Annotated in this window: 20 protein-coding genes; 5 read left to right on the top strand and 15 right to left on the bottom strand. The window is 33.0% G+C overall.

What is annotated here, in order from left to right:
* Nucleotides 1–7: 7 nt before the first annotated feature.
* On the top strand, nucleotides 8–946 hold the full coding sequence (locus tag ACKTTV_RS22675) for a sirohydrochlorin chelatase (RefSeq protein WP_408033159.1): 939 nt from the start codon (nucleotides 8–10) through the stop codon (nucleotides 944–946).
* Nucleotides 947–1,046: 100 nt separating this feature from the next.
* On the top strand, nucleotides 1,047–1,499 hold the full coding sequence (locus ACKTTV_RS22670; RefSeq protein ID WP_408033158.1) for an HAD family hydrolase: 453 nt from the start codon (nucleotides 1,047–1,049) through the stop codon (nucleotides 1,497–1,499).
* Here ACKTTV_RS22670 and ACKTTV_RS22665 read toward each other — a convergent pair.
* Nucleotides 1,491–2,051, bottom strand: coding sequence for a 3-keto-disaccharide hydrolase (locus tag ACKTTV_RS22665; protein WP_408033157.1), 561 nt, complete (start codon nucleotides 2,049–2,051; stop codon nucleotides 1,491–1,493). The two genes, ACKTTV_RS22670 and ACKTTV_RS22665, sit on opposite strands and share 9 nt — an antisense overlap.
* Before the next feature lie 121 nt (nucleotides 2,052–2,172).
* On the opposite strand from ACKTTV_RS22665, the gene ACKTTV_RS22660 reads away from it, so the two are divergent.
* Nucleotides 2,173–2,853, top strand: a complete 681-nt coding sequence (locus ACKTTV_RS22660) for a hypothetical protein (protein ID WP_408033156.1) — start codon at nucleotides 2,173–2,175, stop codon at nucleotides 2,851–2,853.
* Between the two features lie 41 nt (nucleotides 2,854–2,894).
* Here ACKTTV_RS22660 and ACKTTV_RS22655 read toward each other — a convergent pair whose 3' ends face one another.
* The 14 genes from ACKTTV_RS22655 to cobW form a co-directional block, all read right to left on the bottom strand.
* The gene (locus ACKTTV_RS22655) at nucleotides 2,895–3,833 is read right to left on the bottom strand and encodes a hypothetical protein (protein WP_408033155.1); all 939 of its coding nucleotides are present in this window, start codon (nucleotides 3,831–3,833) and stop codon (nucleotides 2,895–2,897) included.
* Nucleotides 3,834–4,044: 211 nt separating this feature from the next.
* Complete coding sequence (gene cobN, locus ACKTTV_RS22650; protein WP_408033154.1) at nucleotides 4,045–7,791, bottom strand: cobaltochelatase subunit CobN; 3,747 nt, start codon at nucleotides 7,789–7,791, stop codon at nucleotides 4,045–4,047.
* Nucleotides 7,792–7,955: 164 nt separating this feature from the next.
* On the bottom strand, nucleotides 7,956–9,932 hold the full coding sequence (locus ACKTTV_RS22645) for a cobyrinate a,c-diamide synthase (RefSeq protein WP_408033153.1): 1,977 nt from the start codon (nucleotides 9,930–9,932) through the stop codon (nucleotides 7,956–7,958).
* Nucleotide 9,933: 1 nt separating this feature from the next.
* Entirely contained in the window at nucleotides 9,934–11,595 is a 1,662-nt protein-coding gene (locus tag ACKTTV_RS22640) for an AAA family ATPase (RefSeq protein ID WP_408033152.1), read from the bottom strand.
* Nucleotides 11,596–11,608: 13 nt separating this feature from the next.
* Nucleotides 11,609–12,313: a cytochrome c biogenesis protein CcdA gene (locus ACKTTV_RS22635; RefSeq protein WP_408033151.1), complete on the bottom strand. Its 705-nt coding sequence runs from the start codon at nucleotides 12,311–12,313 to the stop codon at nucleotides 11,609–11,611.
* Between the two features lie 5 nt (nucleotides 12,314–12,318).
* Entirely contained in the window at nucleotides 12,319–13,416 is a 1,098-nt protein-coding gene (locus tag ACKTTV_RS22630) for a cobalt-precorrin-5B (C(1))-methyltransferase (RefSeq protein WP_408033150.1), read from the bottom strand.
* Nucleotides 13,409–14,152, bottom strand: a complete 744-nt coding sequence (locus ACKTTV_RS22625; RefSeq protein WP_408033149.1) for a precorrin-6A/cobalt-precorrin-6A reductase — start codon at nucleotides 14,150–14,152, stop codon at nucleotides 13,409–13,411. Before ACKTTV_RS22625 ends, ACKTTV_RS22630 begins: the two co-directional genes overlap by 8 nt.
* Before the next feature lie 212 nt (nucleotides 14,153–14,364).
* On the bottom strand, nucleotides 14,365–16,221 hold the full coding sequence (gene cobM / locus ACKTTV_RS22620) for a precorrin-4 C(11)-methyltransferase (protein WP_408033148.1): 1,857 nt from the start codon (nucleotides 16,219–16,221) through the stop codon (nucleotides 14,365–14,367).
* A gap of 112 nt (nucleotides 16,222–16,333) precedes the next feature.
* Nucleotides 16,334–17,515, bottom strand: coding sequence for a precorrin-6y C5,15-methyltransferase (decarboxylating) subunit CbiE (cbiE, locus tag ACKTTV_RS22615; protein WP_408033147.1), 1,182 nt, complete (start codon nucleotides 17,513–17,515; stop codon nucleotides 16,334–16,336).
* Complete coding sequence (gene bluB, locus ACKTTV_RS22610) at nucleotides 17,512–18,168, bottom strand: 5,6-dimethylbenzimidazole synthase (protein ID WP_408033146.1); 657 nt, start codon at nucleotides 18,166–18,168, stop codon at nucleotides 17,512–17,514. The genes cbiE and bluB overlap by 4 nt, the downstream gene beginning before the upstream one ends.
* A gap of 1 nt (nucleotide 18,169) precedes the next feature.
* Nucleotides 18,170–19,537 carry a precorrin-3B C(17)-methyltransferase gene (gene cobJ / locus ACKTTV_RS22605; RefSeq protein WP_408033145.1) on the bottom strand — a complete coding sequence of 456 codons (1,368 nt, stop codon included), beginning with the start codon at nucleotides 19,535–19,537 and terminating at the stop codon, nucleotides 18,170–18,172.
* A complete protein-coding gene (gene cobI, locus ACKTTV_RS22600; protein WP_408033144.1) occupies nucleotides 19,530–20,231 on the bottom strand; it encodes a precorrin-2 C(20)-methyltransferase in 702 nt (233 codons plus the stop codon). The genes cobJ and cobI overlap by 8 nt, the downstream gene beginning before the upstream one ends.
* A 1-nt stretch (nucleotide 20,232) precedes the next feature.
* Nucleotides 20,233–20,820 carry a cob(I)yrinic acid a,c-diamide adenosyltransferase gene (locus tag ACKTTV_RS22595; protein ID WP_408033143.1) on the bottom strand — a complete coding sequence of 196 codons (588 nt, stop codon included), beginning with the start codon at nucleotides 20,818–20,820 and terminating at the stop codon, nucleotides 20,233–20,235.
* Between the two features lie 82 nt (nucleotides 20,821–20,902).
* Nucleotides 20,903–22,012, bottom strand: coding sequence for a cobalamin biosynthesis protein CobW (gene cobW / locus ACKTTV_RS22590; RefSeq protein WP_408033142.1), 1,110 nt, complete (start codon nucleotides 22,010–22,012; stop codon nucleotides 20,903–20,905).
* Between the two features lie 603 nt (nucleotides 22,013–22,615).
* Between cobW and ACKTTV_RS22585 the strand changes: the two genes are divergently transcribed.
* The gene (locus tag ACKTTV_RS22585; protein ID WP_408033141.1) at nucleotides 22,616–23,884 is read left to right on the top strand and encodes a S8 family serine peptidase; all 1,269 of its coding nucleotides are present in this window, start codon (nucleotides 22,616–22,618) and stop codon (nucleotides 23,882–23,884) included.
* 557 nt (nucleotides 23,885–24,441) lie between these two features.
* The gene (locus ACKTTV_RS22580) at nucleotides 24,442–25,707 is read left to right on the top strand and encodes a S8 family serine peptidase (RefSeq protein WP_408033140.1); all 1,266 of its coding nucleotides are present in this window, start codon (nucleotides 24,442–24,444) and stop codon (nucleotides 25,705–25,707) included.
* The last annotated feature ends 184 nt before the right edge of the window (nucleotides 25,708–25,891 follow it).

Here is a 25,891-nt window from a genome sequence, read left to right as displayed (position 1 = left end):
CTAACAAATGAAAGAAGGAATTTTATTATGTGGACACGGGTCGAGAAGGCCAGCAGCTGTAACATCGTTTAAGAGATTAGTAAGCATCTTAAAAGAACGTTATGAAAAAGATTATGAAGTTGATTATGGGTTTTTAGAATTTAACCATCCTACATATGAGGCCGCTGTAGAAAGAATGTACCTAAATGGTATTCGTAAAATCTATGCGCTTCCTGTAATATTATTTGCAGGGTCTCATGCAAAAAATGATATTCCTTTTGAATTAAATACTCTTCAAACTTACCACGATGATTTAACCATTTCTATGGCCAAACACATTGGTGTAAGCTCATTTTTACTAGACCTGGCCGTTAAACGTATCGAAGAAACTGAAGCTAAACTTCCTTCTATCGAAAGAAAAGAAACTTGTTTAGTGGTTGTTGGTAGAGGAACTACCGATCCTGATGCTAATAGCGATGTTGCCAAGCTAACCAATATGCTTTGGGAAGGTTTAGGTTTTGGGTTTGCCACAGTAGGATACAGTGGTACTGCTTATCCTAATATCAAGGAAAGTTTAGCAATGGTCAATAAGTTAGGGTTTAAAAGAACGATTGTTATTCCGTTTTTCTTTTTTACGGGAGTTCTATTGGAAAGAATTTATGATGCTGTAAAATCTATGGATGAATCTTCAACTAGTGAATATGTTTTTACAGATCCTTTTGGCACAGATGAATTGATTTTGAAAGCTTTTGACGAGCGATTAGAAGAGGCTAAAAACGGTATCGCCAATATGAATTGTCAGATGTGTAAATACAGAAAACAAGTAGTTGGTTTTGAAGAATATTTAGGGCAAGAACAAATAGGGCATCATTTAAATGTAAAAGGGATTTTATTTGAAGAAGATGAAAAACCAGGCGAGAAAAAAAGTGGTATTGGAAACACTATTAAAAAGATTTTAGGGATTTAGCCATAATTTAAAGCTCACATTTATATTTTCTAACTATATCTCACTTTCTAATTTTTCTTTATTTTTAATTTCACAAGTAACTTATACTCGTCTTTTTACAATGAATATTAGCTTTGATTTAGATGGTACTTTAATTCCCTTTGCCAATGAGTTTGAAACAGAACCATTAGGTAAAATCCCAAAATACTTTGGTATTGAAAGATTACGTCTAGGATCGAAAAAATTAATTTCTGAACTCCGTCAAAAGGGACATGAAATACATATTTATACTACTTCTTTTCGCTCCAAAAGAACAATAAGGAGAACATTCAACTTCTATGGAATCAAGATAGATAGAATTGTGAATCAACGAGAAAATCAAAAAGTACTTTATCAGAAAAATATCGGTGCTTCAAAATTTCCTCCTGAATTCAACTTTGATATACATATTGATGACTTAAAAGGTGTTGGTCTCGAAGGAGAAACATATAATTTTAAAACTATAATAATTGAAGCGAATCAAATGAACTGGTCTGAAATGATAAAAAATGAAATAGACAATTTCTTAATTTAATTTCATATTTCTAAACTGAACCGTACCGTTCCCTGAAGCTTGTAACCCCAGATATCCTTCTGCTAGATTTTCATCTACAAGGTCGGCTACTAATACATTATTAATCCATGCTTGCAGATGATTGTCAACGCATTTTATTTTATATGTATTCCATTTCCCTACCGTGTTAACTTTTGCTAAAGGAAATGACTTTAAAACAACGGATCCAGTCCTAAACTCTTGTTTAGGATGATTATCCCAAATATTAAATTCATAGCAATTAAGCGGATTAATACTATCATTTTTACAACGGATAAAAACACCAGAATTAATCGTACTATCGGGTTTAAATTCCACCTTCAACACAAAATTTCTATATCTTTTTTTTGAATACATAAAACCGTCACCTTCATTAATTTCGCCTCTAATTATATTATTTGAAAAACTCCAATTAGCATTTCCTTTAATCAACCAATCACTTTCTATTTCTTTTAGAAAATTATTCTCTTTCTTACAAGAAACAGATAGAATGACAAATAAAAAAGTAAAAATAATCGCTTTGAAATAGTTCATATTATTCATAAGGTTTGGTTGTATTAAAAAATATAAAGTTCTAAAATAAATATATATTTGCTCAAAACAATTTGCTTAAAATTCAAATCAACAAACCTACTACCAAATTTTACTTTATACCATGAAAAAGCTCTTAACCATTATTACTCTTATTTTTTTAACGAATTTATATTCACAAAAGAAATTCCCCCAACATTCGAAACTTGAAGGAATAAATGGAAAACCTAAAAAGGTGATAGAATTCATTGAAATAAAACTTCCTAAAAAGTTCAGGTACAAATACATTCATTATTATGATAAAAACGGATATATTCAAAAAACTGAGACTTATACTGCTTTTGATGACGATGAATATGAACTTAGCACTCTTATGATCAATAAACGAGTGAACAAGAACACCTTCAAATCGAACTCCTATAATGGATATTATGAGAATCTTTCAGGTGTTGGTACCGAGAAGTTCATTGATAACACTATTTACTCCGAATACAAAATTGAGACTGTTCCTTTAACGATTGCTTCCACAAAAAAACTTGATAAGAAATATAGAATTGTGGAATGGACGAATTCAAATAAGGATACTGAAACAAATGAGATAAAATACAATACGTCAAAGAAGTTTATCTACCATAAAAATAGAGTGTCAAAGATTATTGCTTATAACGGAAAGGAAAATACGACAAAAACATTATTTGTCCGAAATGAAAAGCTAGATAAGCATGGTAACTTTTTGTATCAAGAATATGTTACCGAAGATTCGGAACTTCAAGGAATCACAAAAAGAGAATATGTTTACTATTAAATCTTTCTAATATTCTTTTATAAAAATTCAAATAATCGTAACTATTTCAATAGCCGTTTTTGTTTTCTCTTTTCAATTATATCCAATAAAGTAAACATTGATGCCGGTATTATAATAAAACCTAATGGCAACATCTGTCTTGTTTCTGATATAATTCCTGTTATTAAATGTGGGATTATAAAAAGAGGAAAAGTTAATAAGCTTCTTCTTAGAAAAAGATTCTTTCTCTTAAAATAAATGAAGGGTAAAATCCAAAAAATGTTATAAATAAAAATTAATCTGTCTAATTTTTGAAGATTATCGATTAAATGCCAAGCCCCACCTAAATGAGGTCTATCAATATTAATATATCTAATTATTCCAACAACAATAAATGCTGGAAGTGCCAATAAAATTGTTCTCATAGATAACTTAAAAACTGATTTTTTCAAATCAAAATTATAGAAAAAGTAAATTGCTGGAACAAACAATATTGTTTCATTATTAATACTTCCAATAACCAAAACCAGGGCAAATAACCAATCCTTTTTATCTCTAATAAGCCATAGTGTTAATAAAAATGTCAGAGATAATAATGCTGCACTTTCTTGTAAATGGTTTTTAAACGTAAATATCATTACCAAACCAAACAAAAAAACACAAATGAATGATTGAATGTTATTAAACCATTTCTTACAAAAATAAAAGAATGCGAAAAATGTTAAAAAAGTAAAGAGGGCTCTTTGCAAGATATAAGCCTTTATTATATCTATTTTAAAAATAGTTATGAAAAACTCTGGAATGAAAAATTGGAACAATCTAGATTGTTCATTGTTAGTAAAATTAAAATCTAGTAAGAGTTTGTGATTATTTTCAAGGGCGCCACTAAACCAAGAAGGAGTTATAATTAATTTAAGTTTTACTATAATTATAGTTAATACTAATGTTATGATTGAAACCCAAAGTTTCAATCTCATTCCTTCTAAAGCATTTATTTTCATGCAATTATTTTTTTATAATTCAAAACCTCTAAAGTTAAATTTCAGGTTTCGTTTTTTATTTAAATTTTGCGCGAAAATAAACTTAGTTCAAAATAAAATCTCTCTTAATTTATTTAAAATAATCTTAAAATTTCAACTAATCTAAAAGCTCAATAAACAGGCATTAGAAAAGAAAATAGACTAACACAAAAATGTTGTCTTTTCCTTATTTTTATTCTACAATCCCCTCTCCTTCTAAATACAAATCTTCCAACTGTTGCTTAATGTTTTCTGAAGGGTTTTGCCACATCCCTCGTTGAATTGCTTCTAGCAAACGTTCACTCATATCTTTTAATGCCCATGGATTGTTTTCTTTTATAAATGCCTTGTTTTCTTTATTTAGCAGATAGCTTTCAGTAATTCCTTCATACATAAAATCATCTATCAAATTTGTTGTAGCATCATAGGCAAATAAATAATCTAACGTGGCTGCCATTTCAAAAGCTCCTTTATACCCATGGCGTTGCACTCCTGCAATCCATTTTGGGTTCACTACTCTTGAACGATAAACTTTTAGCAGTTCTTCTTTTAATGTTTTAACTCTTGGGTTTTCTGGTCTAGAATGATCTCCAAAATAAATGGTTGCTTCTTCACCTTTTACAGTTTTTACTGCATTTGCCAAACCTCCTTGGAACTGATAGTAATCGTCACTATCTAAAATATCATGTTCTCGATTATCTTGGTTATGCATCACAATTTGCATTGCCTCTAATCGATTGGTAAACGATTCATGGGCTGAAACTCCCTTTTTAGAATTTCCATAAGCATAACCACTCCAGTTGATATAAACTTTTGCTAAATCCTCTTGAGTATTCCAGTTTTTCTCGTCAATCACAGCCTGAAGTCCAGCTCCGTACGCCCCTGGTTTCGACCCAAAAACACGATATAAGGCTCTCTGCTCGGCCTCTTCATTTGACACCCCTTTTGTTTTCCATTGACTGCTTTCTTCTATATATCGCTTTCGAATTGGATTCTCTTCTAATGATTCTTCTAACTTTGCTACTCGGGTTACCGCTGCATTAAACAAGTTAATAACATCAGGAAAAGCATCCCTAAAAAAACCTGAAATACGTAGTGTAACATCTACTCGCGGTCTTTTCAATTTCAATAAAGGAATTACTTCAAAATCACTAACTCTTCTATTTGTATTTTTCCAAATTGGTTTTACTCCCATCAATGCAAAAGCTTGAGCAATATCATCACCACCAGTTCTCATAGTAGAAGTTCCCCATACGGAGATTCCAATGGTTTCGGGATATTCTCCATGTTCTTGAATATAACGATCAATAATAAGTTGCGCACTTTTCTCACCCAATCGAAAGGCTGTTTCCGTAGGAATTGTTCGTACATCAACAGAAAAGAAATTTCTTCCTGTTGGCAGTAAATCAAGCCTTCCTCGGGTTGGTGCCCCCGAAGGTCCAGAAGGCACATACCCACCATTTAATCCTTCTAACAAATTTGAAATTTCTTCAGAAGTCTTTTCAACGGCTATTAATGTTTCCTTTTGAATGCTAGATAATAAGGCGTTTAACTTAGGATATTCTTTTACTGAAGAGTAATCTCCTTCAAGATAGCTTATCAATTCTCTTTTAGCAATCAGTTCTAATTGCTCAACTACCTGACCAATAGTTTTACATTCTTTTGCTCCAATTTTTATTTCAAGTTTTTCGGCGTAATCCTGACTTAAAACATTCGCTTTAATATCCAAATCTTCTGCCAATACCTGTGTAATTCCTTTTTGATTATAGGTTGGCATTCTATGCAACGCTACCAACAAATCAATCAGTTGCTCATTTTTCGGAGCCTTTCCGAAAATATGAAGTCCATCACGAATTTGAGCTTCTTTTAACTCACATAAATAACCATCAAGTTTTACCAAAAGCTCATCAACATCTTCCGAGGTAATTCCTAAGTCAACATTTAATTGTGTTTCCTTGACAAGATTTGCAATTTCTTGTTCTAATACTTTTGAGCGTTTTGGATCTAAATTTGATGCTTCATAATACTCATCTACTAAATGTTCTAACTTCATTAAACTTCCATAACTCTCGGCACGAGTCATTGGAGGGATCAAATGATCTATAATCACTGCCTGATTTCTTCTTTTAGCCTGAGTTCCTTCTCCAGGGTCATTTATAATAAACGGATAAAAGTGTGGTAATGCATCAAACAACAAAGCAGGAAAACAAGATTCCGAATCTAATGAAACACTTTTTCCAGGAAGCCATTCAAGGTTTCCGTGTTTCCCTAGATGAATTACCGCATCTGCCTGATACGTATCTTGCAACCAAAAATAATAAGCTAAATATTGATATGTTGGTGCTAAATCTGGAGAATGATAAATAGCTTGTGGATCTTGATTATATCCCCTTGAAGGTTGAATACTTACAAAAATATTTCCCAACAAGAAACCTGAAACAATAAAACCTTCTTGAGTGAAATAAGGGTCATTTTCAGGACTTCCCCACTGCTCTTCAATCTTTTCTTTCAATTCTAATGATACCCTATCAAATCGTTTTTTAAAGTCTTCAAGCTTATAGATAATAGCATGCGGTCTTGTCTGTGTTGTATTAACATCATTTGTTGCCATCTGAGTAATCCAGTGCATTAATTCTGTACCCGATTTTGGTAACTGATTTCCCAAATTGTAACCTGATTCTTTCAATGCCTCTAATAATACGGCGCAACTCTCAGGAGTATCAAGTCCTACTCCATTTGCCAAACGACTATCTTTATTCGGATAATTTGGTAAGATTACCGCAACTCTTTTTTCTTCATTTCTTTTATGTTGTAAACGAACCCAGTTCGCGGATAACCGAGCCATAAAATCACAAGCTGGATGGTAGGCTTCATATTTTACGATCGTACTATCAGTTAATGCATCTTTTGTTATTTCTTTTTTAAAAGATACTGCTCTACCTATAATTCTACCATCAATTTCAGGTAGTGCTATGTTCATAGCAATATCAGTTGGAGGAAGCCCAAAGAGCCCATCTTCCCATACTGATTTATTCGTTGTTGAAAATATTGCTTGTAAAATCGGAATTCCGAGTCTATCAAAAATAAATTCAGAATTATTGGAAGGCTTAATTGTGAAACCAGTAGTATTAATTACACAATGTATTTTTCTACTTCCTGAATTGGTAATTAATTTTTCTAAATTCGAAAGTATATTTGAATCTCGTAAGTTATGCGCAAAAACCACAAAAGAATTCATCCCTTGTTTTTTTAGTTCTTTACTCATAACCTCCAAAGGTTCTATATTATTCGCCAGATAATGGGTTCTGTATGAAAGAAGCGCAATATTAGATTTAGAGGTATCTAAAAAGCTGTCTAAGTTTTCCTGAGAAACTATTCCTTTTTCAAAAGAGTATAAAAATAAATCCTTTACTTCTTCTAAAATAGGAACCTCAACTTCTTGATTAAAAAAATGCTGTCTTAGATAATTCAAGAATGAAATTGCGTTATATTTTCCACCTTGCTGCAAATACTGTCTACATTTATGAACAATTTGAATATTCACAGACGATAAACTCATTAACTCATAATCTGGTTCATGAGCTGGAATAAATAACAATACACAATCGGTATTTTCTTGTAGTTCAACTAAAGATTCAACTAAATATTTGTAGTAACTCATTCCTCCTAACAAACTAGAAACAATCACTTTAGCCTTTTCAAGAACATCTTCGATATAATTATCAATAGTCAACTCTTGTTTTAAATAGACCAGATTCGTCATTCGAAGACTTGGAAGCTCTTTATTACTTTCATGAAGCGATTTATACGCCTCATTCATAGTGTGTATTTCGGTATCTCCAGCACTTAAAAAAACAATATCTCCTGGTTTTTGTTCTATGTAAAAAACCCCATCATCATCAGGATTCCATCCTCCTGGTATTGTTGCTATTAAATGCATCGTAAATTATCCTTTTAATTATTTTACTTCTATTTTTTTATCAAAGGTTTTACCCTATGTTTATTTCAATGGGTTGAAAACCATTGGTTTTCCTTTTATTAATTATACCAAACCTCGTTCTAATTCAATTCTTTTCTCTAATACAAGGGGTTGAAACCCCTTGGTTAATTTTCTGATTTATGGAGGGATTCTATAAACAAAGTCATTTCTCTACCCCAACGTTCTCTGTGTTTGTAATGATTATTTTTTATATAATTGGTAACCTTTTCTATCGAATCATTTAGTTTAGACAATCTTTTTCTATGAAACTTCTGAGCCCAAACTTTTTGCTTTCCTTTCTCCCATTCCTTATATCTTTGAAATTTAAACGATGTATATCCTTTTAATTTTCTTATTTGCTCCTTCAATTCGTCTTTATCTTCTACCTTTAATAAAAAATGGACATGATCTGGTAAAATATTATAACAAGAAACATCTAGTTGATATAGCTCTATTGCTTCATCAAATACCCCTTTTAAAACTCTTAAATCTTCTTTCGAAAAAATTAACCCATTCAAATTCCTTATAAAATTTGATGAATTATACTTCACCATTCGATCAGAAATTCTTGATTTCGCCGTAACAAAAGTAACAAAGTAGTGTTCTTTTTCTCTATTAATCCCAAGGGGTTTCAACCCCTTGTCCAATGATTCATTAATATCACTCGTTAGATTGACCTCCTTTTTTTCAAGAGGTTGAAACCCATTGGTTGATACATCATTTATCCAACCAAAATTGCCCGCTCCCCAATAAAGATGAATGTAACTTGCCCAAACATTTTTATATAAATAAACCTTAGTAGAAACTTCTTTTTCTCTTGCTGTGTAAACTTTAGCTATAGATTCATAATGATCGTCTTGAATTGTTGAGTAATGGAACTCATGCCCCCAAATCTCCTCTTTCTCTAAAACTACTTTTCTATAGCCCAAATGTAACTTCTTATTTTCCATTGAAGTCGAAAAATCGAATACTCCAACCATTGGATAAGAAACTCCTTTTTCATTGATAATTTTGTTTCCTAAATACATCATTCCTCCACATTCCGCCAATATTTTTATTCCTTTGTCCGCTGCTTCTTTTAACGCTTCTTTCATCTTAAAATTACTGGACAGTTCTTTCAAATACAACTCAGGATACCCGCCTGCTAAGTAAATAAAATCTGCTTTAGGTAGTTTGTCATCATGGATAGGGCTAAAGAAAACAACATCTCCAAGTTCCTTTAGATAATTTAAATTTTCGACATAGGTAAATCGAAAAGCTTCGTCTTTGGCTATTGCTATTGTAACAAGACGTTGCCCCCCTTTGGTTGAATTAACTTCTTGTTTGGACGCACCCAACGTATTAGATTCGATTTCATGTGCTTCTGAAGCAAGGGGTTGAAACCCCTTGGTTAGATTATCTTGACTTGATTTCTTTTCTAGGATTTGTTCCAGATCAATTCCAAGGTGCTTGAACCCTTTAACAACGTCAATCGATTTTCCAATATGATCTGCTGCCGTTTCGATTAAACTTTCAAAAGAGTTTTCAATATGTAGTCCTAAATGTCGAGATGGAATCGCTATTTCATCGTTTGGTGGTGTGTATCCTAAGGAATGAATTCCAACGGTTTCGCAAGCTTCTTTCAAAAATGCATAATGTGATTCAGTTCTTACAAAATTGAACAAAACTCCCGCTATTTCTAGGCTTGGATCAAAAGTTTTTAATCCATGTAAAATTGGAGCAATGGTATATGCCATTGCTTTTGCGTTAACCACTAAAATTATCGGAATATTTAATTTTTTAGCTAATTCGGCAGAACTCCCTTGATCTTTAACCGCTCCATCAAAAAGCCCCATCACACCTTCTACAATACTTATATCAGCCTTCGAATTATATTTATTGAAAACCTCCTTAATATGATTATCCTCCATCATTACGGAGTCCAAATTCACACTAGGTTTTCCTGCTGCTGCACTATGATGAATGGTATCAATATAATCAGGTCCACATTTAAAAGTTTGAACATCTAGACCAAAGTTATTGAGGTAACGAGCCAGACCTAATGTAATTGTTGTTTTTCCTGAATTACTCCAAGGAGCCGCTATTAAAAATGATTTCGACATATCATATATTTAATGCCATTGGCGTATAATTCGTTTTCAAAGTATCTGCTAACAATTTTGCTCTTCCCAATTTCACAAAACTGCCTTCAGTATCAATTATAATGGTATTTTTTAATTTGGAAAGATATGTTTTATAACTTCTAACCGCATATTCAAATGGATTATCTGCACCTGCATTCACCTTTCCATCTGTCAGGATAAATAACTGAACAGTTTTTTTATTTACAGATTTCAACAATTCAAAAACTTTAAAAAAAGCGCCTCCTAAATTTGTTTTACCTCCTGCTTTAAGCTCTCTACTCACAAGATTTAAAGCCTTTTTATCATTAGTGAAATTTTGAATAATTCGTGCGGAAGATTTTTCTAAGGCAACAAAAGCGTATTCTATTTTCTTTGATGGATAAGTTGAAATAGTTTTACTAACAATTCCTTTAACAAACCCTAATTGCTTGTCTATTGCCATAGAAGCACTTGTATCTATTAAAAAAACGACCTTCAAACTAGACTTCTCGCTTACCTGTTTTACTATTCCTTTAAATTTGCCGGTTATCAAATACTCTTTTACAGTTTTTACCAGATCAATCTTCGAGCTTGGTTTCGATAAATAAGGAGCCTTTATGAGGTTTTCAGTCGACGAAAATCGAAGTCCTGATTTTTCTTTTGGCTCATTTATTGAAAACTTTAATCCTCTACGAACCTCTTCTGGAAGTTGAAATGAAGAATTTCCTTGTGATTCTCTCTCTTCTTTTCTTTCCTGTTCCTGATTGTTTTGCTGGTTTTCTTTATTATCTGATTCAGATGGAGGTGTAAAATCCTCACTTCTATGTTCTAAAACAAAAGGAGCCACCTTATTAAGCATAGCACTTGAAACTTCTTTTTCTCCTAATAATCCTGCATACGCACGTGCAGCTTTTAATAAAAGAATATCCGCTCTCATTCCTTCCACATTCGATTGCAATGTAAGTTGAGCCGCTGCTTCCTTTATTGTTTCTGGAATATCAATACTAACAAGAGATTCTTTCGCTTCAATTATAGTTCGTTTTATCTTTTCATTTTCTTCTTTAAACTCAACAAAAAACTGCTCTGAATTTGTATCAAAATCCAAACGACGAGAAGCTATTTGTCTTCTTATATCAATATCTTTAGGTGTTGTAATTTTCACACTTAAGCCAAACCGATCTTTTAATTGAGGTCTTAATTCTCCTTCTTCTGGATTCATTGTTCCTACTAAACAAAATCTACTTTCTAACCATCTTGATATACCTTCTCTTTCCAAATGATATCCTCCTGATGAAGATGCGTCTAATAATACATCCATCAGGTAATCGTTTAGTAAATTGATTTCATCAATATATAGAAAACCATTGTTAGCCTTAGCCAATAATCCAATGTCTACAACCGTTTTTTTCTGATTAATCAACGCTTCCAAATTCACGCTTCCCAGCACTCTATCTTCTGTAGCTCCAATTGGTAAATTCACAAAAGGAAAACCTTCTCCCATTAAAGTACTTAATGCCCTAACGGTAGTTGTTTTTCCAGTTCCCTTATCTCCAGTAGCCAAAACACCTCCGATAGTAGGATCAATTAAATTTAACAGTAAACAAAGCTTAAAGTCATCTTGAGCGAGAATGGCGCTAAAAGGAAAGGTATGATTAGTATTCATAAATAGTTTGATTTTAAGCAAAAGCTGTTTTATAAATCATGTAAATTCCAACGATAATGGAAATAAAGCCAACAACTCCGTTCATCCATTTGAAAACGGACATATTTCTTTCTATAAATCGACTCATGGTATAAATGAGAACATAAGTATAAACTGCCATGGATAGAACAATCCCTATTGACTCAACTACCAAAATTAAAATAGCTTCTGACATTGTGGTTGCACTAATAATTAATGCTGAAGTTAAAGCACCACCTGTTCCAGCCAAACCATGTAACATTCCAACCCAGAAAGACTTATTTATCGGGTTCATGGCTATTTCTTCTCCCATTTTTCCATGTAAATGAATTGGGTTATTAGCCGAATGTTCATGTTCTTCAATTTTTTTATGATCGGCCATCATCTCATTAATCTTATGATTTCTTTTAATAGCCACAACTCCCAACCAAATCATTATGGGACCTACACTCATTTCAGCCCAAAAAGAAATATCATGAACAAATGTAGACAAACCTGTTTTAAACAACAGTGCTATTCCTCCAAAAAGTAATAAAGTAACTGAATGACCAAGCGCCCATTGAGAGGCTTTAAAAACAGTTTTAAAACTTACTTTTTTATTATTTATGGCATTCTCTGCCGCTAATACCGAAACTGCAGACATATGATCCGGTTCAAAAGAATGTAATACACCAGCTATTAAAGGCCGGGTTAAGTTCATGAAGTTCATTTATTATACTTTATATGGGTTTGATCGTTATTAATTAAATACAAATTGAGTTCTATTTCTGGGGCAATTTTATGGCAATGTTCATAGCAATATTTTAACAAGATCTGATAGAATTTTTCTTGCTGAGCAAAAATAAATATTTCACGTAAACGCCCTGCCATATTTAATGATAAAATCCGCTCTGAAACTTCATTCGAATATCCCGATTCTTTCGCTAATTTTGCAATGAATTCTTTATTCCATGTAGTTTTTCCACTATGAGTATTTAAATTTCCTTCCGCTAGTTTAGCTGCCTTTCCTAACATAATCCCCATATTCACAGTATGTATTTCAGGTGACTCTGCTATCTTTTCAAAAGTTTCTTTAATCCAATTTCCGTAGTGAATACAAGCGGTTTCTTTAATTTCAGGAAATATATTACGTAGCATCTTTTCGCTTCTTGCCCCCGAATTAATCAATAATTCATACTGATTATTTGCCAATGCTACATCAATACCTTGACGAATACTGGCAATATAGGAAGCTGCCGAAAAAGGGGTTACAATACCAGAAGTTCCTAAAATTGAAATTCCATGTAAAACACCAAGTCGACTGTTTAAAGTTCGTTTTGCTAGCTTTTCACCATCCTTCACAGAAATCATTATATCAACACCATAACTTTCAAGATTATAGTCTGCTAAAATCTTATGAACTACGGTTCTCATCATCTTTCTGGGAACGGGGTTAATTGCTGGCTCTCCCACTTTTATTTCTAAACCTGGTAAGGTTACCAAACCAACTCCTTTTCCTCTAATAAACTTTATCTCTTTATTACTATTTAAATTAACAGTAGCTGTTATTTCAGCGAGGTGGGTTACATCAGGATCATCTCCTGCATCTTTTACTGTAGTACTAGAGCATTTTTCCTTTGTTATTTGAATATCTTTTAGAGAAAAAGATACATCTTCACCAATAGGAAGTGTTATTGTTACCTTTTTGTGTTCTTTTTGGGTAACTAAACTCAATAACGCAGATTTAACACAAGCTGTTGCACATGCTCCGGTTGTATATCCTTTTCTTAATGGCTTGTCTGGTATTTCTTGTAATTCACTCAATAGTATTCATCAAAATTGCGGTCAATTCCTCTTTAGAATTTACGCAAAGATACCTATTTGACACCAAAGGTTTTTTCAAGATTACGATTGGTATATTGACTTTTATTGCTGCTTCAATTTTCTGCTCTAATTTCCCATTGACACCGCTTTCCTTTGTAAAAACAACTGAAGGATTTAATTGAGTAAACAATTCTTCCTCTTCGTCTTTATTTTGAGGGTATCCATATATGATATTTGCAAAGGGAAAGTTTGCCTTTGTTACAATTTCCCTTGAAGAATCTCTATCCAAAATTCGAAACCAAGTGGTGTGGTCTTTCCAGTAAGCTATTAACTTTTCAATAGTTTGAACTCCAGAAAGAGCAAGCAAAGATTCAAAGTTTTTTTCTTTAAAAAACAATACTGCTTCATCAAAAGAATTCACATAATGTACCAATTGGTGTTTTCTCCTTTTCAGAAACTCCCTCTCAAATCTTATTAAAGGGATTTTAGTATTTATTTTAGATAAAGTTCCATGAAGCTGCTCTGCAAAAGGATGAGAAGCATTTATGATTGCCTTAATATGATTACCAGCACAAAACATTTCTATTCTATCTTTTGTTAATGCTCCATTCATAGGAATTCCCTTACCCGAAAATGGCACTTTCGTTTTTGTAGAGTAGTAATATGAAATGTTTAGCTCATCTAAAATAGAGGCTACTTTTTTACCTTCTGTTGTTCCTCCAAATACTAATATCATTTTTTAGTAGTTAAATGCAAAGGGATAAATCCCCTTGGTTTACTCATTTAAAAATATTTTAAAAAAGTGACCGCCATTAAGAAATCTAATTATGATTTCAAAAAAACATTCTTATCCTATAATAGATTTCTCCCTAACGGTCGAAATGACGTACAAATGTAATCGGTTTCCAAAATTAACTCCCTTTCGAATAAAACCTTCTTAAATAACTATTATTCTTGATTAAGTAGTTTTCCTTTCTTTCTAAAAATATGGTGCCACTTATCATCATATAACCAAGAACGGTTCTTACGAGCACCAACAGCTTCTCCAACTACTATAAGTACTGTTCTAGTTAATTTATTTTCTTTGATAATAGAAGTTAATTCATCTAACTTCCCTGTCCACACTTGTTCATCTTTCCAACTAACTCTATATAAAACTGCTAAAGGTGTATCTTCTGGGTAATGCTCTAATAATTCTCCTTGAATTTTCTTAGCAATACCAGCACTAAGGAAAATACACATTGTAGCTCTGAGTTTTGCCATATCTACAATCTTTTCATGTTCTGGTGTTGGAGTATTACCTTCACCTCTTGTTAAAATGATCGTTTGAGCTACTTCTGGAATTGTGAATTCCGATTTCAAATACGCTGCTGCTGCTTGAAATGATGAAATTCCTGGAACAATATAATAATCATATCCTTTCGCATCAAAAATCGTCATTTGCTCTTGAATAGCTCCGTAAATGGAAGGGTCTCCTGAATGTAAACGAACAATTTTTTTGCCTTTTGAATAATAATCATCAATAATTTCTATTTGCTCTTCTAATGTCATTGAAGCCGAATTTCGAACTAACGCTCCTTGCTTCGCCATGTGAGTTAATTCTTCTGGCACTAGACTTCCTGCATATAATATACAATCTGCTTCTTCTAAAATTGCTCTTCCTTTTAAAGTTAACAATTCTGGATCACCAGATCCAGCACCAACAATAGCAATACTTGGCTTTCTTTCAAAACCAGCTACTAAGGAAAGCGCATAGGTAAATTTTTTACCAGACTCTGTAGTCACCTTTGTTTTTTCAACTAACCATTCATTTGAATTAGCAATTAAACTAGCTGACGCTTCCGAAACCCCATATACTCCTACTTTTTTCTTTACTACTTCCGAAGGGTTTGCTACATCTACTGAATTTAACTCATCTCCATTATAGGTAACAAAAGGGATATCATACTTTTCAACAAAATCTAAATATGCCTGTTCTTCCGCTTTAATATCAGCCGAGCCTAACGCATAAATGCTTTCCATTGCAATTTGCTGCTGTTTTAACTCCTGCAATAGCACCTTCTCAAATAACCCTGATTCGATATCTTTAGAACAACCACTTCCAAATGCAATACATTTTGGATAAAAAGCCAAACTAGCCATCTCAGTTTCTATTATTTCATACCCCACATATAGCAACAGATCATATTTTGATTTATCAACGTATTCCTCAGAATAATAAATAGTTACAAAATCAGGACATGTTTTTTCAAGATACTCAGTTCCTTTATCTTTTATTTTTAATACTAAAGCAGTAGGCTTTTTGTTTACAAATAACGAGATAACCTTGTTAAGTTCTATTGAACTCTTAACTTTCCAATCGAACCTTTCACTCAATAGATCTAAGCTCCATAAACTTTGTAAATCACTAGATGTTGAAATTACAGGAGTAGCTTGTAATATTCGGCTTATCTGAGTTGTAAGTTCATTTGCTTTACCAATGTGCCCGCTTAATACAGACTGTACATGATTCCCTTGATCATCAATATTAACAACTGCTGGATCCGTTTTCTTATCGAGAATATGAGGAGCAATACTCCTAACACAAATTCCTAAAGCTCCAATAAAAAACCATGCATCGTATTTTTCAAAAGAAGATGCCATTAGATCCGCTACACCACTAACTCTCTTTATATCTTTAGTTTCTTCAACTTCTCTAGTCGTAAAAACTTTACTTCTATAAAATTCATTTTGTAATACTCTCGCTATATTAAGTCCATTATCTGTAAAGCTTACAATTGCTATTTTAAGTATTTGTTCCTTCATCAGGTATATTTTTTATTTGTCTGCTAAGTGAGACTTTATCTCTTTTAATAATTTTATCTTGTTTTGAAATGATCACTCCCCTTGGTCTAGATCAACAAATCAATTTATTCCCTTATCTTTTAACTGCTTTCAATAAAGTAATTGGGTTATGTGAATCCAAAACAATATTCATTTCTTCAACTAATTCCCAATTAAGGTTTTTACAAGATTGCTTGAATGTGATTTTACTCGATTCTTGCACTGTATTCATTACTATTTTTGTTTCCGGAGAAATTATGTTATCCAATTGATTCAATAACTCAAAAAGCTTTCCTCCATGTCCACCAATAAAAACGGCATCTGGTTTTGCGTAATTAGCTAAATCTTGTTCGAAGAAATCTCCCATAACGACTTCAATTCCTGGCACTCCAAATTTTTGCTGATTTTCACCCATGATTTCTTCACATTCCGGGCGTTTTTCAAAAGCAGTAATTTCAAGATTAGGATTTCTAAGTTTTGCTTCAATAGAAACGGATCCCGTGCAAAAACCAATATCCCAAAAAACAGTTGCATTTGTTACGTCTAAAAGGCTTAGACTTGTCAATCGTATTGGCATTTTGGTAATCATCTTCGGACGACCAGGTAATCCTATAAAATCCGAATCTTTAATTCCATAATAATGAGCTTTCTTGCCTTTTCGTTTGAGTAGCACACAATTCAAGTCATAATACTCATACTGAATTACTTCAGATAAACTAAGTGTTCGTATTTTTTCTTGCTCCCCTTCGAGATCTTCGCCAATACTTATTTCATAATTATCATACCCGTATTTTAACAATCTATCTGCAATAGTGTTCGGGTTCTTAGAATTATCAGTTAATACTCCAATTAAAGGTTCCTGATTCATTATAGCAACATCCAATTCCTTCCAGCTTCTGCCATGAACACTTACTGAAATTAATTTATTACTATTTATATTAGTTTTATTGGCCAATAACTGAATAGAACTAAAATATGGTTCTGTGTAAATTTTGGCATTAGGGTACTTATTTCTTAAAGTATTTGAGAAACCATAAAATAACGGATTTCCAGAAGCAAATACCAGAATCTCCTCATTTGCTTTTTCATACTGTTTGAAAAGCTCTTCCATCGGACTTTTTATAAAAATCCATTGATAATTTTTAGGAAGAAACTCCTTAACCAACTCAAAATGGCGTTTTCCTCCACTGAAAACCTTTCCGTTTCTAATAAAGTCAAATTGCTTTTCTGTAAAAACAGGTCTTTTATTTCCTATGCCCAGTACTCTAAAGATCATGTATATTTTTCTTGAATTACAACTTCTTCTTGAAGTTTTTTATAATCCCATTTTTTTAGTTCTAATTCTGGTTTGTTATAAAACATATCAGTATACCCGAAACACAAATAGCCGATAAGCTGATTTTCACTTGGAGCATTCAATATTTGTTTTACTTGTTCAGGATCTAAAATACTTACCCATCCCATACCTATATTCAAGCTGCGCGCCATTAACCACATGTTTTGTATTGCACACACAACGCTGTATTTCCCCATATTAGGCATACTTGTTTGTCCTAGAACGGGTTCTTTTTTAGGCTTATAAAAAACAGCCATATTTAAAGGAGCTTCAGTTATTCCTTCTAACTTCAATTTGATGTATTCTTGTTTTTTAACATCTGAAAATTGATGGACCGCTTTTTCATTTTCCTTCTGAAAAGTGGCTCTAACCGCTTCCTTTGTTTCTTCATTATGGATTAATACAAACTCCCAAGGCTGAGAAAAACCTACAGAAGGTGCAGACAACCCTGCTTGTAAAATTCGATCAATATTCTCTTCTGAGATGATATCTTTCTTAAAATGATTCCCTCGAACATCCCTTCTATGTAACAGAATTTCTTCTAAAATCCCTTGTTCATTTTCATTAAAGAAACGTTGTAATTCTTGCGTCATCTTATACCGACTCTAATTTTGAAACTTCATCAAGTGTAAAAGCCGCATTTACAATGGCAGCGGCAAAGTTACTTCCTCCTCTGCGTTCAGATACTAAGGCAAAAGGTGTGTTTTTCACCATTTTTAATCGCTCTTTAGATTCAATCACATTGATAAATCCAACTGGAGCACCTATTACCCCCGCAGGACTTATTTCTCCTGCATGAATTTGATCAACAATTTCGATCAGAGCTGTAGGAGCATTTCCAACAACGAATAAAGCTTCTGGATATTTCTGTGCTGCTCTTTTAATCCCTGCTTGTGAACGGGTTAATCCTTCCTTAGCGGCTAGTTCTAATGTTTCCTCATCATTTAACATACAAACTACCTCGTTATTATACCTTCCTGTAAAAGCTCTTGTTATCCCTGCCTTTACCATAGTAACATCAGTAACAATAATACCTCCATTTTTTAAGTAATCATTCCATTTTGCAATGGCAAAATCAGAAGTTTCTATATAGTTTAAATATTCAAAATCCCCTGAAGTATGAATACAACGAATCGCTGCCCATAAATGATCTTTTTCAAAATTATTTTCGGGAAGATTTTCAACAATTTCTTTGAAGCTAGCATCTTGAATTTCCTGACCTGTTTCAGGCTTTCTATTTAGGTAGCCCCTTGGTGTTATTAAATGATCTCTATACCTAAAGGTTTGACTGTTTCCTATTAAAACAACACTAAACATATCTACCTGCTCGACATCTAACTCCGACAATGTTGTTAATATAATGTTTTCCTCTTTTCTCCCTAACTGTTTACAAATAGCCACTGGGGTATTTTCAGGACGATATTTTAAGTATATATTTTTTAATGCTTGTAATTGCCAATATCGCTTTTTACTTTTTGGGTTGTAAAGTCCAGTCACAAAGTCTCCTTGCGCTGCGGCAATAATTCTTTTTTCAATTGTTGTCCATGGAGTCATCAAATCTGATAAAGAAATACAACAGAAATCATGTCCTAAAATTGCTCCTAGTTTACTTCCTGCAGTTATAAACGCTGAAATTCCTGGAACCGTTTCTACTTCTATAGACAATTCTCTTTCTGCCACCTTTTGATAGACTATAGATGCCATAGCATAAATACTTGCATCTCCCGAACCAATAACTACCACTTTTTCTCCTTTTAGGGCATGTTCGATAGCAATATCAGCTCTCTTTTCTTCTTCACTTAACTCCTTTCCAATACAAATAGCATTTGGATCTATTAAATGTTCAATAAATTGAAAATAATAATGGTATCCTATAATTACTGTTGCTTTTGATACTGCTTCCGATGCCATCGGAATAATGTACTGTTCGTGTCCAGGGCCTAACCCAACAACTTTAATCATGTATATGATTCTTTTTTATAATTAATAAAGAGAAATAAGGTATTTCTCTTGACGAAATTTCATGTAAATCAGTAGTTATAAACTCTTGATTAGTTCCTAATCGTTCACAATAATAAAACTGCCAGTTTTGCTCAGCAAGTTCCTGATAAAAATGCTGCCAACTAGTTTTTACCTTCATGAGTACCAAAGTATCGAATTGATGGAAATACTTTGTAATTTCTTCCATAGATTTAATTCGAGGTACTATTCCTATTTTGTCGTTTAATAAACTTAAAGGAATTTGATGTTTCGCAGCTCCCAAACTAAAGGAGTTTACTCCAGGCACAAGCTCTACGGAAACACCCAAATCTTTTAAATGTTTCAAAATGTATGAAAATGATGCATATAAACTTAAATCACCTTCGCATACTACACTTACCTTTTTACCAGAATTTGTAAGCTCTTGAATTTCTCTTGCAGTACTATAATAAACCTCTTTTGCTTGAGTTCTATCATCAGACATGTCTAAATAAAAACCTCTTAACTCTTTACTTTCTAAATTATGATATGATAATAGTGGAAATAGGTAACTCTTCTTTTTACCTTGAAAAGACGATCCAGGATAAAAAATAACATCACTCTCCTGTAAAACTCTCAATGCTTTAATGGTTAGTAATTCAGGATCTCCAGGTCCTAAAGCTACGCCGTAAACCATACTATTCTGTCTTCTTTTTTTTACGTTTGTATAAAAACAATTGCCACTTTTCCTCTGCTACTCCTTCTTTATCCATTTCGGCTCTTGACATGGTAAAAAACAAATCAGACAATCTATTTATATAAGCCATTACATACTCTTCTACACTCTCTGGGTCTTCCAGCATTAAAGTAACCAGACTACGTTCTCCTCTTCTAATTTGCGTTCTACAAACATGACATAAGGCTGAAATTTCATTTCCTCCTGGCAATATAAAATAGTCAGAAGGTGAACTAATACTGGCTTCTAATTCATCTAACCATTCTTCACAAAAAGAAGCTCCATCGATAGGTTTTGGATTTGGGTTTGTTTTTTTCGAATCTGAAGGTCTTGCCAAATGTGACATCATGTCCATCATATCTTTTTGAATACGATGAAGATTTGTTTGCCATTCATGATCTGGACCTAACTTAGCTCTTAGTAAACCAATCGTAGAGTTTACCTCATCTAAAGTTCCAATACATTCAATTCTTGCAGAGTTTTTATACTCTCGTTTCCCACCAAAAACTCCTGTTTTTCCTGTATCTCCTTTTCTAGTATATATTTTCATATGTTCGTTGTATCTTTTTATGAAGATTAACTTTGATTGTTTATCTCCATTATTACAAGGGGATGAAACCCCTTGGCTAAGTTTATGCAGTAACTGATAACTTACTTTCTATTGCTTCTAAAACTACCTGTTCATCTAGCTTCTCTCCAATGATTACTAATCTAGTTGCTCGTAATTCATTTTCCTTCCATGGTCTATCAAAATAATTTTCAAAACGAGAAGCTACACCTTGTACAATCATTCTCATTGGCTTGTTAGGCACATTAATAATTCCTTTGATTCTGTAAATTTCAAATTCAGCTACCAATTGTCCCAATACTTTAACCAATTGTTTAGGTTCATGAGGTACCTTTACTTCTAAAACTAATGAATTAATCGTCTCGTCATGATCGTGATCATGGTGATGGTCGTGACCGTGGTCGTGATCATGATGATGGTCGTGACCGTGGTCATGATGGTGATGTGCCTCATGATGTGAGTGTTTTTCTTCAATAAAATCTTCCGATTTTGAATCTAAACCAAGTAAAACGTTGACTGGGATATCACCTTTTACTGCTGAAATTAATTTAATATTCGAATCAACTTTCTTTTGGATAATATTACTTACCTCATCATATTGTACTTGGTCAATTAAATCAGATTTTGTCATAATAATAAGATCTGCACAAGACAATTGATCTTCAAATAGTTCTTCTATTGACGATTCGTGATCTAAGCTATCATCTGCCAAACGTTGCGCTTGAACTTTTTCTCTATCACATATTTCACCAGTTGCTTGTCCAACACAATCCACAACGGTGACAACAGCGTCTACAGTTATTTGAGGTTTTAAATCTGGCCAATTAAACGCTCTTACCAAAGGTTTCGGTAATGCTAACCCTGAAGTTTCAATAATTATATGATCAATCTGATCTTTACGCTCCATTAATTGAAGCATTGTTGGTAAAAATTCTTCCTGAACGGTACAGCATAAACATCCATTACTCAACTCTAAAATGTTCTCTTCTTCACACCCACAATCATTTCCTTTTAATATTTCTCCATCCATACCTAACTCTCCAAACTCATTTACGATAATAGCTAATCGCCTACCATTAGCATTTTTAGCTAGTTGATGAATTAAGGTAGTTTTCCCAGAGCCTAGAAACCCTGTGATAATAGTTACAGGTATTTTTTTAGAAGTAGTTGTCATAATAATAGTTTTGATTCAAAGGTATTACAATCATTAGGATTTATGAATAGACAAACCTTTTTTTTTAGTCTTCTTGGAATAGGTTATTCCTACCGAAATAATAATTAGTATAAAAAATTATTTCGATCATCACTTTTCCATATCAAACCAAAAATAAAAAACCTTTATTTCGCGTTTCTTTGATTTAATTTTGTAAAAACTCTACTATGATGAACTAACATTTCAGAGCACATTTAAGCAAGAAATCAGCAAAAAAACAGACGCATTATTTACAAAATGACAATAAAAACCAGTCTTTTTTATACTCTAAGGAGGTTAGTTTGTGCAAATATTACAAACCAGAACTACCTTTTTTCTCCTTAATTATATACTAAAAAAAGGTGTTTAAACTGAAGTATAACTATCTGACACACAGCAACGCAACAGAGTTGCAATTTTATTTTATTCAATAGTGTTTCATCAGAAAAAAACTGTAGTATACAAAGACTTACATAAAAAAGAATGCTTTTTCTTCTTTTGGAAACTTCTAATTTTACCTCCGTGAAAAACCAACGCTAATCGAAGCTTTGCCTCAAACAATTAAATAACTATATTTTTAAATCAATGAAAAATTTAAAAGAAATTATTTTAGGCGCTTCGTTAATAGCCCTATTATGTACGTCGTGTCAAAATGAAAACCCTTCAAATGACAACCTACAACCTGACACAGCAACTGCTGTGGATGACAAAAACATTATTCCTTATCAGTACATTGTAGTATTTAAGGACAGTAGGATTTCTCCTGCATCAAAACAACTTGCTAAGTCTTCTTTTACCAGCAGAAAGGCAAAAGCTCAATCAGTTGCAGGTATATCAAAAACATCTATTTCTAAAATCAATGACATTTTATCAGATAATAACATTGATAAATCGAAGGTTCTTAATTATTACACTACGGAAATTTCGGGTGTTGCTATTCGTTTAACGGATCCTGAATTTGATCGTTTAATCAAAGATGATAACGTAGAAGTAATTGAATTTGACAGAATTGTTGAAATTCCGGAAATGGAAGTTGAAAATCTGACTACACAGAAGAGCGCTCAAAGAATGTCTCAGGTTACTCCTTGTGGTATTAATAATGCTGGAGGTTCATCTAATGGATCTGGAAAAAGCGAATGGATTTGGATTGTAGATAGTGGTATTGATCTTGATCATCCGGATTTAAATGTGATAACAAATAGTACTTATGCTAAGTCTTTTATAGACAATACTCCTAACGACTGTCATGGTCATGGAACTCATGTTGCTGGAACTGCGGCAGCTATTGATAATGGTTTTGGAGTTGTTGGTGTATCGGCTGGTGCTCCGGTTGTACCAGTGAAAGTATTAAATTGTAGTAACCGTGGTAGCACCTCTGGTATTTTAGCAGGAATTAATCATGTTGGACAATACTTTATCGCTGGAGATGTTGTAAACCTAAGCTTAGGTGGTTACTTTGGTTGGGGATGCGGAAGTTATTCTTCTTATAGAAATTCTTTGCTAAATTTAGGACAAGGAGGCGCTTATGTTTCTATTGCTGCGGGTAATGATAGTGCAGATGCTTCTTATTTTGAGCCTGCTTGTGTTAATGGACCAAATATTTTTACTATCGCTTCTATGACTTGTAACGGTAGCTTTTCTTCATTTTCAAATTACAACATGAACCCTATTGACTTTATTGCCACTGGTAGTAACGTTTATAGCACTTATTTAAATGGAGGTTATGCAACCTTAGGAGGAACCTCAATGGCTGCTCCTCATGTTGCTGGAATAATGCACGCGAAAGGAGGAGCTCCTAATACAGGAGGTAATGTTTACAATCGCGGAGAATATTATCCGATAGCTGTAAAATAAAAAATCAACTAACCTTTAATGGAAAACCACCTGTTGTAATGACTGGTGGTTTTTTTATTTTTACCAACAATCCATCTTCTTTCTATTAAGAGATTAATTACAATAAGTAGAATTGCTTTAATTTCTCTTTGTTTTGAATTTCCCTAAACTACCGTTTTTAACTTTTGATTAATTATTTAGTTAATTTATTAAATATATTGTTTTTTTAAACCTTTTTGATAATAAAATTCACAAAAAAAAACATGTTTTTAAATTAACCAATCGTTCAATTAAATAATTGAAAAAAGTTAAAGAAAAGTTAATTTAAATATTTAAATTAACTTTATATTTCTTTAATTCCAAACACTTTCATCGACTTTTTTTGTTAGTAAATTTATTTAAATAAAATGAAGTAATCCCTTTTAAATCCACTAGAGCAACTAAGTTGCCTTAATATTTTAACCCCGCCTTAAAACAATCATTAAAAACCTACAAAACAAGCATTTAATAAAATTCCTGTGATTTTTTTATATTCCAATTATTTCTAATTTTGCTGCAAATTAAAAACCCTTCTAACAATGAAAAATGTAACTAAATTCATTTTTTGCGCTTCATTAATGGCGCTAGTTATGACTTCATGTCAAAACGAGAATTCTTCAAATGAAAACATGCAATCGGACGTTTCCACGGCAATTGATGACAAAAACATCATCCCTGGTCAGTACATTGTTCTTTTCAAAGAATCAAAGATCACTTCAGCTGCAAAGCAATTAGGTAAATCTGTATTTACTGACAGAAAAGCAAAAGCAGCTTCAGTTGATAGAATTACCGAAGTATCTATCAAAAAAATTAATACTGTTCTTGCTGACAATAACATTGACAGGTCAAAAGTATTAAATTATTACACCACAAAAATAGCTGGAATGGCTGTTAAATTAACCGATGAGGAATTTGACAAATTAGCTAAAGATGAAAATGTTGAAGCTATCGATTTTGATAGAATAGTTCAGCTTCCTGAATTTGAAGTTGAAACTGTTACTACGGAAAGTGATGCTCAAAGAGCTCCTCAGACCACACCTTGTGGAATTAACCGTGCAGGTGGTTATACCAATGCCTCTGGTAATACATGGGTTTGGGTTATTGACACTGGTATCGATTTAGATCACCCAGATTTAAATGTTGTAACCAATTCTACTTATGCTAAATCTTTTGCTGGTGGTTCTGCAAACGACTGTAACGGACATGGTACTCACGTTGCTGGTACTGCCGCTGCTAAAAACAACGGTTTTGGTGTTGTAGGTGTTTCTGCTGGTGCGCCAGTTGTACCTGTAAAAGTATTAGGTTGTAATGGAAGTGGTAGTTCTTCAGGAATCCTTGCTGGTATTAACCACGTTGGTAGATATGATATCGCTGGTGATGTTGCTAACTTAAGTTTAGGTGGTTACCATGGTTCAGGATGTTCAACAAACTCTGCTTACAGAAGCGCTTTAACTGCTTTATCTAACGGTGGAACTTATGTTTCTCTTGCTGCTGGTAATAGTAGAGCAAATGCTGCTTACTATGCTCCTGCTTGTATTAATGGAAGTAGAATTTATACGGTTGCTTCAATGACTTGTAGTCGTGGTTTCTCTTCTTTCTCTAATTACAACATGAATCCTATTGATTGTATAGCAACTGGTAGTAACGTTAACAGTACTTACTTAAATGGTGGATATGCTACGTTGAGCGGTACTTCTATGGCTGCTCCTCACGTTGCTGGAATTATGCATGCTAGAGGAAGCGGACCAAGATTCTCTGGTTCTGTATCTCATAGAGGTGAAAGCTATCCTATTGCTGTAAGATAAATTTTAAATCTATAAAGATTATAAAACCGCTCAATGAGCGGTTTTTTTGTATACCACTATGAAAATAGACTTCTTTTATTTCTGTAAGATCTTTAACCGAATTCGCCTTCTTATATAAAGAACATAATAAAACATACTATCACTTGTACTTACCCATTTAAAATGACAACTATTTTCTTCTAAA

Origin of the sequence: Tenacibaculum xiamenense, assembly GCF_964513065.1 — a bacterium.
GTDB lineage: Bacteria > Bacteroidota > Bacteroidia > Flavobacteriales > Flavobacteriaceae > Polaribacter > Polaribacter xiamenense.
Note: the sequence above shows the minus strand (reverse complement) of the source record. Positions and strands in the feature narration are given on the sequence as shown.

Excerpts from the sequence above, each read along its gene's own strand:
- cbiE (WP_408033147.1), bottom strand. The coding sequence starts at position 17,515 with ATGATCTTTAGAGTACTGGGCATAGGAAATAAAAGACCTGTTTTTACA.
- ACKTTV_RS22625 (WP_408033149.1), bottom strand. The coding sequence starts at position 14,152 with ATGATATTAGTATTTGGAGGAACAACAGAAGGTAAAAAAGTAGCCTCT.
- cobI (WP_408033144.1), bottom strand. The coding sequence starts at position 20,231 with ATGGTTTACGGCGTAGCTTTAGGACCTGGAGATCCTGAATTACTAACC.
- cobN (WP_408033154.1), bottom strand. The coding sequence starts at position 7,791 with ATGCATTTAATAGCAACAATACCAGGAGGATGGAATCCTGATGATGAT.
- ACKTTV_RS22655 (WP_408033155.1), bottom strand. The coding sequence starts at position 3,833 with ATGAAAATAAATGCTTTAGAAGGAATGAGATTGAAACTTTGGGTTTCA.
- ACKTTV_RS22660 (WP_408033156.1), top strand. The coding sequence starts at position 2,173 with ATGAAAAAGCTCTTAACCATTATTACTCTTATTTTTTTAACGAATTTA.
- ACKTTV_RS22665 (WP_408033157.1), bottom strand. The coding sequence starts at position 2,051 with ATGAACTATTTCAAAGCGATTATTTTTACTTTTTTATTTGTCATTCTA.
- cobJ (WP_408033145.1), bottom strand. The coding sequence starts at position 19,537 with ATGATTAAAGTTGTTGGGTTAGGCCCTGGACACGAACAGTACATTATT.
- cobM (WP_408033148.1), bottom strand. The coding sequence starts at position 16,221 with ATGAAGGAACAAATACTTAAAATAGCAATTGTAAGCTTTACAGATAAT.
- ACKTTV_RS22675 (WP_408033159.1), top strand. The coding sequence starts at position 8 with ATGAAAGAAGGAATTTTATTATGTGGACACGGGTCGAGAAGGCCAGCA.
- ACKTTV_RS22595 (WP_408033143.1), bottom strand. The coding sequence starts at position 20,820 with ATGAAAATATATACTAGAAAAGGAGATACAGGAAAAACAGGAGTTTTT.
- ACKTTV_RS22670 (WP_408033158.1), top strand. The coding sequence starts at position 1,047 with ATGAATATTAGCTTTGATTTAGATGGTACTTTAATTCCCTTTGCCAAT.
- ACKTTV_RS22585 (WP_408033141.1), top strand. The coding sequence starts at position 22,616 with ATGAAAAATTTAAAAGAAATTATTTTAGGCGCTTCGTTAATAGCCCTA.
- ACKTTV_RS22635 (WP_408033151.1), bottom strand. The coding sequence starts at position 12,313 with ATGAACTTAACCCGGCCTTTAATAGCTGGTGTATTACATTCTTTTGAA.
- cobW (WP_408033142.1), bottom strand. The coding sequence starts at position 22,012 with ATGACAACTACTTCTAAAAAAATACCTGTAACTATTATCACAGGGTTT.
- bluB (WP_408033146.1), bottom strand. The coding sequence starts at position 18,168 with ATGACGCAAGAATTACAACGTTTCTTTAATGAAAATGAACAAGGGATT.
- ACKTTV_RS22640 (WP_408033152.1), bottom strand. The coding sequence starts at position 11,595 with ATGAATACTAATCATACCTTTCCTTTTAGCGCCATTCTCGCTCAAGAT.
- ACKTTV_RS22645 (WP_408033153.1), bottom strand. The coding sequence starts at position 9,932 with ATGTCGAAATCATTTTTAATAGCGGCTCCTTGGAGTAATTCAGGAAAA.
- ACKTTV_RS22580 (WP_408033140.1), top strand. The coding sequence starts at position 24,442 with ATGAAAAATGTAACTAAATTCATTTTTTGCGCTTCATTAATGGCGCTA.